At 70.0% G+C, this 12,746-nt stretch carries 12 protein-coding genes and 2 pseudogenes; 8 read left to right on the top strand and 6 right to left on the bottom strand.

The window, feature by feature from the left end; translation table 11 throughout:
• Window positions 1-2: 2 nt before the first annotated feature.
• From BKA15_RS20505 to BKA15_RS20485, 6 genes and pseudogenes are all read left to right on the top strand, one after another.
• On the top strand, window positions 3-593 hold the full coding sequence (locus BKA15_RS20505; RefSeq protein WP_179753867.1) for a PadR family transcriptional regulator: 591 nt from the start codon (window positions 3-5) through the stop codon (window positions 591-593).
• A gap of 36 nt (window positions 594-629) precedes the next feature.
• Entirely contained in the window at window positions 630-1,241 is a 612-nt protein-coding gene (locus BKA15_RS20500) for a hypothetical protein (RefSeq protein WP_179753865.1), read from the top strand.
• A 46-nt stretch (window positions 1,242-1,287) separates the two neighbouring features.
• A pseudogene (locus BKA15_RS37335) lies at window positions 1,288-1,413 on the top strand (DUF6985 domain-containing protein); the annotation flags it as partial.
• Complete coding sequence (locus BKA15_RS20495; RefSeq protein ID WP_179753863.1) at window positions 1,410-2,141, top strand: class I SAM-dependent methyltransferase; 732 nt, start codon at window positions 1,410-1,412, stop codon at window positions 2,139-2,141. The pseudogene BKA15_RS37335 and the gene BKA15_RS20495, both read left to right, overlap by 4 nt.
• A 35-nt stretch (window positions 2,142-2,176) precedes the next feature.
• The gene (locus BKA15_RS20490) at window positions 2,177-2,536 is read left to right on the top strand and encodes an HNH endonuclease (protein WP_179753861.1); all 360 of its coding nucleotides are present in this window, start codon (window positions 2,177-2,179) and stop codon (window positions 2,534-2,536) included.
• 3 nt (window positions 2,537-2,539) lie between these two features.
• Window positions 2,540-3,454: an NUDIX hydrolase gene (locus BKA15_RS20485; protein ID WP_179753859.1), complete on the top strand. Its 915-nt coding sequence runs from the start codon at window positions 2,540-2,542 to the stop codon at window positions 3,452-3,454.
• 879 nt (window positions 3,455-4,333) lie between these two features.
• Here BKA15_RS20485 and BKA15_RS20480 read toward each other — a convergent pair.
• Window positions 4,334-4,999, bottom strand: a complete 666-nt coding sequence (locus BKA15_RS20480; RefSeq protein ID WP_179753857.1) for a class I SAM-dependent methyltransferase — start codon at window positions 4,997-4,999, stop codon at window positions 4,334-4,336.
• Between the two features lie 22 nt (window positions 5,000-5,021).
• Here BKA15_RS20480 and BKA15_RS20475 point away from each other — a divergent pair, with 22 nt between their 5' ends.
• Window positions 5,022-5,384, top strand: a complete 363-nt coding sequence (locus BKA15_RS20475; protein WP_179753855.1) for an MmcQ/YjbR family DNA-binding protein — start codon at window positions 5,022-5,024, stop codon at window positions 5,382-5,384.
• 76 nt (window positions 5,385-5,460) lie between these two features.
• A pseudogene (locus BKA15_RS35705) lies at window positions 5,461-6,684 on the top strand (MFS transporter); the annotation flags it as partial.
• Window positions 6,685-6,695: 11 nt separating this feature from the next.
• Here BKA15_RS35705 and BKA15_RS20465 read toward each other — a convergent pair.
• The 5 genes from BKA15_RS20465 to BKA15_RS20445 form a co-directional block, all read right to left on the bottom strand.
• The gene (locus tag BKA15_RS20465) at window positions 6,696-7,319 is read right to left on the bottom strand and encodes a DUF3151 domain-containing protein (RefSeq protein ID WP_218871495.1); all 624 of its coding nucleotides are present in this window, start codon (window positions 7,317-7,319) and stop codon (window positions 6,696-6,698) included.
• 202 nt (window positions 7,320-7,521) lie between these two features.
• Complete coding sequence (locus BKA15_RS20460; RefSeq protein WP_179753851.1) at window positions 7,522-8,532, bottom strand: magnesium transporter CorA family protein; 1,011 nt, start codon at window positions 8,530-8,532, stop codon at window positions 7,522-7,524.
• A 14-nt stretch (window positions 8,533-8,546) separates the two neighbouring features.
• Window positions 8,547-9,395, bottom strand: a complete 849-nt coding sequence (locus tag BKA15_RS20455) for a galactose-binding domain-containing protein (protein WP_179753850.1) — start codon at window positions 9,393-9,395, stop codon at window positions 8,547-8,549.
• 29 nt (window positions 9,396-9,424) lie between these two features.
• Window positions 9,425-11,041, bottom strand: coding sequence for an alkaline phosphatase D family protein (locus BKA15_RS20450; protein WP_179753848.1), 1,617 nt, complete (start codon window positions 11,039-11,041; stop codon window positions 9,425-9,427).
• Window positions 11,042-11,075: 34 nt separating this feature from the next.
• Entirely contained in the window at window positions 11,076-12,743 is a 1,668-nt protein-coding gene (locus BKA15_RS20445) for an extracellular solute-binding protein (RefSeq protein ID WP_179753846.1), read from the bottom strand.
• Window positions 12,744-12,746 lie beyond the last annotated feature (3 nt).

Here is a 12,746-nt window from a genome sequence, read left to right as displayed (position 1 = left end):
CCATGTCAGCCACCAGGCTGCTCGTCCTCGGCGCGGTGATCGATCGGGAGGTCGCGCACGGTTATCAGGTACGCAAGGACCTCGCCGCCTGGCGCGTCGACCTCTGGGGAGGCATCGGGCAGGGCTCGATCTACCACGCCCTGCGCCGGCTGGCCGCCGAGGGACTGCTGGAGAGCATCGACGACGAGACGAGGTCGGCCGGCCCGGCCCGCAGGCGGTACCGCCCGACGAGCAGGGGCCGGAGCGCGTTCGTCGACCTGCTCGAGCGCACGCTCCTCAGCGAGGAGAACGCCCCCGGCGAGACGATGGCCGCGATCGGGTTCATCGACGCGCTGACCCGGCCGCGGGCGATCGAACTGCTCGAACAACGAGTCGACACCTACCGGGCGAAGCGTGATCGCGTCGCCCGGGAATACGACCAGGACCCGGAGGCCGAATGGAGGCACCACCTTGAGGCCGTCCGCTACTGGACCCAGGTCGCCGATGCGGAGATCGGCTGGACCGAGCAACTCCTCGAACGGCTCCGCGCCGGACATCACGAACTGGCCGAGACCGGACCGCGATCGGCCACCCGCCGAAGGCAACAGCGGTAGTCTTAGTGATCTTGTCGGTCGACCCAGCGGGGGTACGTGAGCGAACTCGAGCCGCACCGCACCGACGCCGACGGCCAGGAGATCCGGGCCGACGGCCCGGTGATCGTCGTCACGGCGATGAGCCTGACCGCCGAGGCCCGGGACGCCCTGGCCGCCCAGTTGGGTCCAGGCCACGTGGTCCGAGACATCCGAGACGCCGGCAGCACGGCCGACCTGGTCCTGGTGCCGCCGGTCAGCCGCCGGCTCATCGGCGGCCTGAAGGCCCTGTTCCCCGGCGCCCGGGTGCTGATCGCCGAGTTCTCCGATCCGCGCTTCGGCGCCGACTTCGCCGGCCCGGTGGCCCGCAGCGTCGCCGCCGGCGCCGACGGCTACTTCGTCGCCCCGTCGCTCGACGAACTGGCCTCGATCACGTACGAGGCAGCCCAGGGTCGGCCGATCGCCGGGGTGCTGACTGGAGGACCGGAAGAGCAAGCCCACGAGCTCCCGGCAGCAGGGCCGCCGGACGCCGGCCCGGGCTCGCCGGTGATCATGATCGATCTGACCGCCTGGCCGGACGACGAGGTCTTCCGCCGGTTCGCCGGGACGATTGTCGATCAGCTTCGTGATCAAGGAATCGCCGTCGTGCTGCGTACCGCCGAGCAGGACTGATGATCACGAGACGTAGCTTGAAGCGTGATCGGATGATGGCCAGGACCAGCACGTCTACGTCAAGATCGAGTGCGAATGCGCCTGGGATCCGGAACACGGCCTGATGCTGGTGTTCCGGGACGGGCTGCAGGTGTCCGAGGTCGGTCGGACCCCACGAGTGAAAGGGCGATGATCATGGCCGACGACGCGGTGCAGAAGTTGATCACGTCGTTCTGGAACCAGGTCGCACCCGGGTACGACGAGCCCGCCAACGTCGCGGCACCGGGCACGGCCGCCTACGCGGACTGGCGGGAGGCCATCGGGTCCGTCCTGCCGGGGTCGCCGGCTGAGGTGCTGGACGTCGGCACCGGAACCGGGTTCGTGGCCCGGATCGCGGCCGAGCTCGGGCACCGGGTGACCGGAATCGACCTGTCGGAAGGGATGCTGGCCCGGGCCCGGGCGGCGACCGGTGCCGAGGCGTCGGTGGCGTACCGGGTCGGTGACGCGGTCGCGCCGCCGTTTCCGGCGACGAGCTTCGACGCCGTGATCTCCCGCAGCGTGCTGTGGACCCTGCGCAAGCCCGGCCAGGCCTTCCGCAACTGGTTCACCCTGCTCCGGCAGGCCGGCCAGGTCGCCGTGATCTACGGGCTCGCCGACCGCCCGCCGCCGCAGTCTGCCGCGCCGGAGCAGCGGGCCGGCCTGTTCCAGCGGACCTACACCGACGAGACCCGGGCGGCGCTGACCGCCATGTACCTCGATGATCATGGTCCGCTGATCGAGCTCGCCGAGGCCGCCGGCTTCGCCGACGTGACCGTACGGCCACTCACCCGGCTCACCGGCTGGGAGAACTCGCCGGGCTCCGCGCTGCCGTACGCGCTGGTCGGCTACCGGCCCGTCGAGCCGGGGACCGCGCGCGGCTGACCGGTCGGCCCGGCCTCCGGCCCTACACTGCCGACATGGTCGCCGGCAGCCGCAGGGTCCGAGCCGCCAGGCGCCGGCAGCGGCGACTGGCGCGGGGCACGCATGACCTCACCGAGGTTCAGTGGACCGCCCTGCTGTCCGCCTGGGGCGGCTGCGCGTACTGCGGCTCCGACGACGCCGCGCTGCAGCGTGACTGTGTCCTCCCGATCTCGCGCGGCGGCACGTACACGCTGGACAACGTCGTTCCGGCCTGTCGCTCCTGCAACGCCAGCAAGTGCAACTTCGAGGTCACCGGCTGGCTGCGGCGCAAGCAACTCGACGAGCAGGACTTCCTGCTGCGCCACGCCGAGATCCGGTCCTCGCTCCGCCGAGCCGCCGATGACCTGCCGAGTTGAATCATGCGGCTGACCGGAACCCCCGAGGCACTGGCCGATCTGGCGTCGGCCGAGGTCGATCCGCGGCTGCGGCGGCTGGTCGAGGTGCTGCTTCGTGATCATGTGCTGGACGTGCGGCGAGTACGGACCGGGCACCCGATGGGGCCGGTGACGCCGGGCGGGCGGGACAATGATCACTACTTCTACCGCGCCGTCGATCTTGCCGCGGTCGACGGCCGACCGGTCGCCGGGCGGCCGATCGCGGAGCCGGTCGTCTCCCTCGGCCGGACCCTGCTCACCCTGCCGACCGAGCTGCGACCGACCAGCGTGCTCGGGCCGGCCGAGTGGCATGCCGCGCTCGGCGGCGGCCAACGGACCGGCTTCCGTGACGTGCCGGCGGTCAACGCACGACACCATGATCATCTTCATCTCGGCTACGGGGCTCCGGCCCGGACGACGTACGTGCGCCGATCGGCCCGGGTCGTGCTCGTCGATCCGGGCGGCGCGGTGCTGCTCGTCCGATCGCGGTTCCGGTCCGAGATCCCCGGCTCGGAACTGGCCTGGTTCGTCCCCGGCGGCGGACTCGAGGCGGGCGAGACGCCGGAGGCGGCGGCCGTCCGGGAGATCCGTGAGGAGACCGGCATCGAGCTGACCGGGATCCCGCTGGTGCCACTCGCCTACGCCGAGGGGGACGGAACGCTGGGTGAGCTGTCCGGGCCGATGCGGGACGACTTCTTCCTGGCCGAGGTGCCCCGGACCGAGGTCTCCACCACCGCCCTCGAGGCGTACGAGCGCGAGGCCCTGGACCGCTATCGCTGGTGGCCGCTCGCCGAGCTCCGCCGGACCACCGAACCCGTCGTGCCTTCCGGCCTCCCCCAACTGCTGCACGCCTACCAACAATCCGACACCTGGCCCGAGCCGCGCCGGCTCGACTGGTGACGAGGTCATCGCGATGCCTGGTGTGAATTTCAGCCGGTCAGTGAGCGTGTTGCGGATTCGGCGTCGTCGGGCGACCCCGCGGAAGATCTTGTTAGTGCGCTGACTTCGTCGAGCGGACGCTTTGACCGGCAGCTCGGGCCGGAATGGCGGTCAGGGCGTCCGCTCAGTGAGTGGGAATGCTCGCCGGGAGGTGACCGTGTTGTGGATTCGGCTCCGTTCATCTCACGCCACGACCGCTGTGGATTTCCGCCGCGACTGACCGGCTGAATCTCACTCCGGTCGCGTGCCGCGAGGATGAGCAGGACCGCAACATCTTCGGCGATGGTTCCAAACGACCGATCTCTGTAACACCCTCCCGTCCCGGCCGGATCTCGCCCGGATCCGGAGCCCACCACCCGGCGTGAGGTGGGATTGTCGACAACCCTACGTCGTCGACCGCCTGCAACGTGGGACTGTCGACAACCCCACGCTCCCTGAAACGCACGAGGTCGGAAGGGGGGAACACCTCCAGCCTCGCGACGGCAGCTCCATGCGGAATCTCGCCGGTCAGTGAGCGTGTTGCGGACTCGGCGCCGTCGGGCGACCCCGCGGAAGATCTTGTTAGTGCGCTGACTTCGTCGAGCGGACGCTTTGACCGGCAGCTCGGGCCGGAATGGCGGTCAGGGCGTCCGCTCAGTGAGTGGGAATGCTCGCCGGGAGGTGACCGTGTTGTGGATTCGGCTCCGTTCATCTCACGCCACGACCGCTGTGGATTTCCGCCGCGACTGACCGGCTGAAATTCACTCCGATCGTGGGCATTGAGTACGGGCCGGACCGCAAGATCTTCGGCGATGGTTCCTACCGACCGAGCTCTGCAACACCTCCAGTCGCGGCGGAAATTCACTCGAAGCGAGGCAGGGCCGCGCGGAGACCCAGGCAGAACGGGACGTCGTCGCCGCGGTCGGGTTCGATCACACGCTCGACGGTCAGGCCGCTGTTGATCATGGCGTTCCAGAAGTCGGCCAGGGTGAGGTGGCGCATGCCGAACCGGGACCGGATGCCACCCTTGCTCCACCAGGGCGAGGAGTGGTGCCAGCCGGTCTCGCGGTAGGTCGGGTGCACGATCCGGACCGTGCCCTCCGTCTGCACGTGCGGGCCGTTGAAGCAGGGGTGGACACCGTAGTTGATCAAGATCCCGCCCGGCCGCAGGATCCGGGCGATCTCGCGCAGGACCGCACCGAAATCGTCGACGTCGGTGGAGATCCAGGCGGCCAGGACCGCGTCGAGCGAGTCGTCGGCGAAGGGCAGCCGCTGCGCGTCGCCGAGGACCACGCCGCCCTCGTAGCGAGACCGGGCGTGCCGAAGTTGATCAGCGGTGACGTCGAGGCCGACCGGAGTCCGGCCGGATTCCTTGATCACGTCGGCGTACGCTCCGGTACCGCAACCAAGATCAAGACAGCGCCCGGTCCCGGTGCCGAGCAGGTCGCGGAGCGGTTGCAGGTTGCGGCTGGCCGGGTCGCTGTTGATCGACTCGTACCAGTCCGCCTGACCGTCGTACCGCGCCATCCACAGAGGTTAGCCTGACGGCATGACGCGCGACGAGGTGCTGGAGCTGTGTCTGTCCCTGCCCGGCGCGGTGGAGGACTATCCGTTCGGCGACGACCTCGCGGTGATCAAGGTCGGCGGCAAGATCTTCGCGCTGCTGCCGCTGGGTGGCGAGCCCGGCACGGTGAGCCTGAAGTGCAACCCGGCGCTCGCCCTCGAGCTGCGCGACCGGCATCCGGGGGTCGTGCCGGGCTATCACCTGAACAAGCGGCACTGGAACACGATCATCCTGGACGGCAGCGTGCCCGGCGACGAGGTAGCCGAGCTGATCGAGCATTCGTACGAGCTCGTCGTCGCCAGCCTGACCCGCGCCGTGCGGGCGACGCTGCCCGACACCTCCAGGTGATCCCCGCGGCCCGATTCGTACGCCATCGGCAGACACCCATTGACCGCGCTCCGTCGGTACGGGTTCGCTGGGGACCGTGATCTCCCAGTGGCGGGTCCTGGCCGCGCATGCCGACTTCCGCCGCCTCTTCGCGGGCGGCTCGGTGTCGCAGCTCGGCTCGACCGTCACCTCGGTGGCGCTGCCGCTGACCGCGGTGCTGCTGCTGGACGCGTCGCCGCTGCAGATGGGGCTGCTCGGCGCGGCCGGGTTCCTGCCGCATCTGGTGCTCGGGCTGCCGGCGGGCGTCTGGGTGGATCGCTGGCCGTACCGCAGAGTGCTGGTGCTGACCGACCTGATCCGGGCGGTCGCCCTCGCCGCCGTGCCGGTCCTGGCCGCGCTGGGACTGCTGCAGATCTGGCAGCTCGCCGTGATCGCCGTCGTGACGGGCACCTGCTCGGTCTTCTCGGCGATCGCCGAGGGGTCGTTCCTGCCCGACCTGGTGCCGCGCGGGGAACTGCTCGCCGCCAACAGCGCGATCGCGATCCGGAACTCGGTGGCCAGCACCAGCGGCACCGCTCTCGGCGGGCTGCTGGTGCAGTTGCTGACGGCCCCGGTGGCGATCATCCTCGACGCGGTGTCGTACCTGGGCTCGGCCGTCTGCGTGGCCCGGATCAGGGTCCCGGGTCACCGGTCGGCTCCGGCCCGGGAACGCCGGTTCCTGCGCGACATCGGGGAGGGCATCCGGGTGGTCTTCGGCCGGCCGGAACTGCGGGCGTTGACCACGTCCGCAACCATCGGGGCGCTGGCCGGCCAGCTCCAGGCGGTCGTGGTGATGTTGTTCCTGGTCCGGGACCTGCAGCTGGCGCCCGCCCTGATCGGCATCCTGCTCGCGGTCTCCGGAGTTGCCGGCATAGCCGGGGCAGCGGTCGGCGTGCCGATCACCCGCAGGCTCGGCCACGGGCCCGCGTACATCGCTGGAACGCTCGTGTCCAGCCTGGCCGGGGTGGTGCTGGCGCTCGCCGGCGGGCCGCTGCCGCTGGTGCTGGCGGTCGTCGTGACGGCGCGGCTGCTGCAGGGCTGGGGCCCGACGCTGTACGGGATCAATCAGCAGACGCTGCGGCAGACCCTGATCCCGACCGACCTGCTGCCCCGGGCGCAGGCGACCTGGCGGTTCCTGGTCTTCGGGATGCAGCCGGTCGGCGCCCTGCTCGGCGGCGTGCTCGGCTCGTTCGTCGGGCTGCGCGGCACCCTGGTCGCGGGCAGCGTGATCATGCTGGCCGGCACGGTGGTGGCCTGGCTCAGCCCGCTGCGTTCGCTACGAGAACTGCCCGATCAGCCGGCATCGGCGGCGGGGGCCTCGGACCTGGACACCAGCGGTACGGACTCGGGCGCCACCGGCCCCGGAGTCACCGGTTCGGGAGTCACCGGTTCGGGAGTCACCGGTTCGGGAGTCACCGGTTCGGGAGTCACCGGTTCGGGAGTCACGGGCTCCGGTTTGGCCGCCGACGGGAGGGCCAGCTCCGTGTAGGCGGTCTCGGACGAATCGCGGAGGAACTGGGCGCACCGCTCGTACTCCTCGGCCTCGCCGATCCGCCGCGCCGCCTGGGCCAACGCCCACAGCGCGCGCAGGAAACCACGATTGGGTACGTGCTCCCACGGGATCGGGCCGGCGCCCTTCCAGCCGGCCCGACGCAACGCGTCCAGCCCGCGGTGGTAGCCGGTCCGGGCGTACGCGTACGCGGCGACGTCGCCCTCGCGGGACCCGATCCGCAGCGAGCCTTCGGCGAGCAGGGCCCAGCACAGGCTCGAGGCCGGGTGCGCGGCGACGATCTCCATGAACCGTTCCCGGCCCCGCTCGGCGATCAGAGCGACGGCCGGGTCGGCCGGAAGCTCGGTCGGCGCCGGACCTGCGCCGGGTGCGGCAAGCAGGTTCTGGTGCGTGTGATCCTGACTCATCCGGATAAATGTAGCCCAACCGTTGCGAAGGTCCACGGCGCCTCACCCCTGCCCGATCAGCCTCGCCCGCAGCCGCCGGCCCTCGAGGAACGCCGTCTTCCCCACACTTCTTGGCGCTTTACTCGAGATACTTCTCGCGGGAAGCGCCAGTTTTTCACGTAACGTGAAAAACTTGTGACCAGAGTGACGGCCGGCGCCGACATCAGATCCAGTTGTGGCGGCGGAACAGGATGAACAGCACGGCCGCTGCGGCGACCATGATCACCAGGTAGAGCCAGAATCCCCACTGGGTGCCGTCCCCGGGGAAGGCCACGTTCATCCCGACGAACCCGGTGACCAGGGTCGGCACCGCGATGATCGCGGCCCAGCCGGTGAGCCGCTTCACGTCGGTGTTCATCCGCTGGCTGGCCAGCGCCAGGCTCGTGTCGAACACGGAGGCGAGCGCGTCCGCGACCGCCTCGGTCGCCCGGACCACCCGGTCCTGCCGCTCCGCCAGCAGCGTCCAGTGCCGGGCCTGGAGTTGATCATGGACCTCGGTGTCCTGGCTGAGGTCGGTCAGCACGTCGAGGGTCGGCTGGGCGATCCGGCGCAGTTCGGTCAGGGCCCGGCGCAGCCGGAAGGCGCGCAGCTGCTCGTCCCGGGACAGCGGGCGTTCCTGGAACAGGGCACCGGCCAGCTCGTCGCTCGCCGACTCCAGCCACTCGACCGCGTCGGCCTGGCTCTGCACGGCGCATTTCACCAGCACCTGCAGGGCGTCCGCCACCCCGCCGTCGGCCAGCCGATCGCCGTCGTCGACCAGCGCCCGGGCCGGCCGTACGGTCGCCGGGCCGGGCCCGGCCAGGCAGATCAGCACCCGGTCGGTGATCACCATCGCCAGCGGGTCGGCGGTCAGCTCGGCGGCGTCGCGGTCGACGGTGATCACGCTGGTGATCAACAACCGGGTGCCGCCGAACGTCTCGTACTTCGCCCGGCGGTCGGTGGCCAGCAGGTCGTGGATCGCCCCGGCATCAAGATCGAGTTCCTGGGCCAGCGGGCGCAGCCGCAGTTCGAGACCGGGCTCGCGCGGCACCACCCACCAGGCCACCGAGCCCGAATGCAGCTCGAGCACGTCGCCGAGGTCGTCGCCGTCCAGGTCCTCGGCGATCACCGCCTGCCCGGTCCAGACCCGGCTCATCGGCGTCACGCGCACGCCGCTCGTCCGTGGGGTGCTCACCCCGGTGAGCCTACTCACCTGGCCAGGTAGATCTCCGTCTCGATGATCCGGGAGTAGTCGCCGTTGTTGTTGCCCCAGCAGAGGATCCGTACCGCGCTGGTGGTCTCGGCCGGGAACGTCGAGGTGACCACGCCCTGTTTGTTGCCGCGCACCTCGGCGACGGTGGCCCAGTCGCCGTCCCGCCAGACCTGGACGTCCCAGTCAGACAGCCCGTACCGGCTGGCCGGCTCGGCCGCCGAGTCCAGCGTGTAGAGGACCACCCGGTCGATCTCGGTCGGCTCCACCAATTGGTACGAGACCCAGTCCGGCCAGGCTCGGGAGGTGGCGTCGTTCCAGCCGGTGAACGTGGCCCAGTGGTTGCTGTCGGTGTCGCCGTCGTTGGTGCCGCAGACCGAGAACCGGCCGTGTCGCGACGACATCGCCGGGGTGGCGGACAGGGCGACGTTGCCGTTGTCCGGCGGCGGTACGACCTCGACGGACACCTCGGCCGACGAGCTGCTGCCCGCCGTCAGCTTGATCGGGTAGGAGGCGGGATCGGTCCCGTACGGCACGGTGACCGTGATCGGCGCCTCCAGCGTGAACCCGGCCGGCAAGTAGCTCGACACCAGCTTCCGGGACAGCTGCAGCGGCCCGTCCTCGGCCAGCCAGGCGTCGCCGTAGACCGCCTGCCGCGTCGGGTTGTGCAGCCGCAACGTGAACCGGGCCGTGGCACAGTCCAGCGCGGCCAGGTCGACCGACTCCAGATCAGCGCTCACCTGCAGCCGGTCCACCGGTGCCGCGGCGGCCGGCGGCGCGGTGATCATGAACCCACCGATCACCAGCGCCATGACCGACAAGGCCCCTACGAGAGATCGCGAGATCATGATCATTTCCCCCTCAAGATCAACAAGCGTCAGGCGGAGTCGAGGATCAGCTCCGGCTTTCCGGATTCGACGACGATCCGTTGCCGGACCGAGATCGGGGCGTCCCGCCGGGTGACGTACGGAACGATCTTGAAGTCCGTGCTGAGCAGCTCGGGCGTGACCGTGCAGAGCAGGTAGCCGCGCTGCTGGTTGGCGAACTTCAGGTGCGGGTTCTCCACCAGCCGGGTCTGCAGCGCCGGCGTCGTGTCGGCGCCGTCCCGGTCGCTGCAGATCGAGGTGCCGACCAGTTCGACGCCGACCGGCTGCGACTCGAGGTTGTCGAAGTCCGCCAGCAGTTCCAGCGCGTAGTTGGTGTGCGCGTCGCCGGTGAGCACCACGAAGTTCTCCGTGCCGGATTCCCGTACCGCATCGAGAATCCGTTGCCGGGCTGGGAGATAGCCGTCCCAGGCGTCCATGTTGAGCGACAGCCCGGAGCCGCCGGCGCTGTCCAGCTGGGCCATCGGGATCTGCTGCGGCACGAGTTTCCAGCGGGCCGGCGAGTTGGTCAGCCCGTTCAGCAGCCACCGCTCCTGTTGATCACCGAGCACCGTCCGGGACGGGTCCCGGCGGACCGCCGAGTCGCCCGAGCCCGGTGCTTGATCATCGCGGTACTGCCGGGTGTCGATCACGTCGAGCTGGGCCAGCTTGCCGTACCGGAATCGCCGGTAGAGCTTGAGATCCGGGCCGTCCGGCTCCGGCAGCCGCAGCGGCAGATGCTCCCAGTACGCCCGGTAGGCGTTGGCCCGCTGCACCGCGAAGTCGATCGGCTGGTTCCAGCTGTCGGAGTCCAGGCTGACGTAGTTCGAAGTGACTTCATGATCATCCCAGGTGGCGATCCAGGGCGCGCTCTGGTGTGCGGCGATCAGATCCGGCTCGGACTTGTAGAGCGAGTATTGGAGCCGGTAACGCTCCAGCGTGATCGCGTCCGAGGCGAACTCCGGCGGCAGCGGCTCCGGCACCTCGTGCAGGCCGCCCTCGGAGTTGATCCCCGACTCGTAGATGTAATCGCCGAGAAACAGGACGGCGTCCAGGTCCTCGTCGGCGATGTGCCGCAGCGCTGTGTAGTAGCCGTCCGGGAAGGACTGGCAGGAGGCCACCGCGAACTTCAGCCGGTCCGGGTTGGCGTCCTCGGCCGGCGCCGTCTTGGTCCGGCCGGTCTCGCTGACCTGGCCGCCCGCCTTGAACCGGTAGAAGTACTCCCGGCCCGGCCGCAGCCCGCGGACGTCGACGTGCACCGAGTGGTAGTACTCCGGATGGGCGAGCGTCCGCCCGCGCAGCACCCGGCGGCTGAAGTCCGGGTCCTCGGCCATCTCCCACTCGACGCGCCAGCTGGCCTGCGGCATGCCGCCGTACGGTTCCAGCGGCTTGGGCGCCAGCCGGGTCCAGATCACCACCGCGTCCGGCAGCGGATCGCCGGACGCGACCCCCATCGTGTACGGGTACGGCAGCGCATCCTCGACGATCTTGGCCTCGCTGCGCTGGGGCGTGCCGACGCTGAAGGCCAGCGCCGCCGCGGCCGTGGTCGCGGTCAGGAACCGGCGCCGGTCCCATCCCGCTGCGACCGCGGCCGGGAAGTCTGCCGTATCGATCCGTTCTGGCCGTCCCATGGTTCCCCCGTTCTCCGCGGCCGCATCGCCATGATCAGGCCGGTCGTTCCTTCAGCGCGGTCTCCAGCTCCGTCCGGATCTGGTCACCGCCCTGGCTCCGCCATTGGTTCAGGAACTCCTTCAGATCGGTCATCGGCCGCTCACCGACGACGATCCGGTTGACGAAGTCCTGCTGCAGCAGCTTGAGCTGCGGATCCCGGCGCTCCTGGGTCTCCGAGGTCAGGCCCTGGGTCGGGTCCGGCTCGGCGGTCGCAGCCATCTGCTCGTTGATCTTGATGCACTCGTCGACGCCCTCGAAGATCCACGCCTGCGGGCCGAGCCCGTAGTTGAGCGCGCCGCGGTCGGTCTCGAGCGTGGTGCCCTCGATCATCTTCGGTTCGCCGTCCGTGCCCGCCGGGCGCGGCTCGTAGTAATCGCCCGGAGCGCCGTACTTGAGGTAGTACCACTCCTCGCTGCCGAACGGAGCCCGCCGGTAGTTGAACACCCGCAGGATCTCGGCCAGCCGTTCCTTGTCCTCGGCCACCTTGGCCGAGATCGCGTTGATCCCGTACGAACCTGAGGACCGGACGAACTGCGGTTCCACCGAACCATCGTGGCCGGGCGGGATGAACGGCGAGAGACCACCACCGCTCGCCTTGACGGCCTCGGAGTAAGCGTTCGGGAAATACCAGTTCTGGGCCGAGATCGAGCAGAGGCCGACCTGGCCGGTCGTGATCAACTCCAGATCCTTGGCGGAGTTGGCGCCCAGGGCCAGCGTGTCCGGGTGCAGCCCGCCGGCCTTGAACAGGTTCGCCGCCCAGGTGACGGCCTGCTCGTACTCCGGCGTCTCGTAGGCGTGGATCAGTTTCTCGCCCTCCAGCCGCCAGTTGTTCGGCACCCGGAACATCGCGTTCGCGACCGTACCGATCGTGCTGGTGAAGCTGTACCCGCCGCCGCCGAACACCTTGCGGCCGGGCTCGGGGTTGCCCTTCGACATGGCCGCGAGCACCTCGGCCAGTTCCTCGGCGTTCTTCGGATCCTCGTTGAAGCCGAGCTTCTCGGCCCAGTCCCGGCGCAGCCGGTACTGGGTCTGGACGGCCGGGATGTCGATCGGCACGCCGTAGATCCGGCCGTCGATCGCGCTCGCCTTCCACTGGTCCGGGCGGATGTTGGAGAGATTCTTGTACTCCAGGATCCCGTCGCCGCCGAGCACGTCGCTGAGGTCGGCGAACGCGCCCTGCCGGCAGGCCTTGGCGCAGGCCGCCAGGTTCATCAACTGCACCACGTCGGGCAGGTCGCCGCCGGCCAGCAGGGTGGCGAACTTCGCCTCGTACTCCGCGTACGGGATCGTGGTCATCTGGAAGTCGACGTTGAGCCGCTCGTTCAGCCCGCGCCACCACGGATTCCGGTCCAGCGGCGGCACCGGGGCGCCCCAGGTGACGTGCACATGGGTCATCGGGCCGCCGGTGCCGGGCGGCGCGTCGACGGTCTTGATCAACTCCGCGGGCAGGGTCTCGTACCCGATCGGGACGCCCGCCTCCTTGGAGACGATCGCACCCTCCAGCCGCGGCGTTTCGGTATGGGCCGGCGAGGTGAACGGCGGCTTCTTCTCCGGGCCGGCTCCGCCGCCCGGGTTGGTACCGCAGCCGGCCGCCGCGATCGCCGCGGCGCCGAGCCCGAGTCCCAGGAATCCCCGGCGACCGAGGACGCTGGATTCGATCATGAT

Source organism: Microlunatus parietis (assembly GCF_013407955.1).
Classification (GTDB): Bacteria; Actinomycetota; Actinomycetes; order Propionibacteriales; family Propionibacteriaceae; genus Microlunatus; species Microlunatus parietis.
Note: the sequence above shows the minus strand (reverse complement) of the source record. Positions and strands in the feature narration are given on the sequence as shown.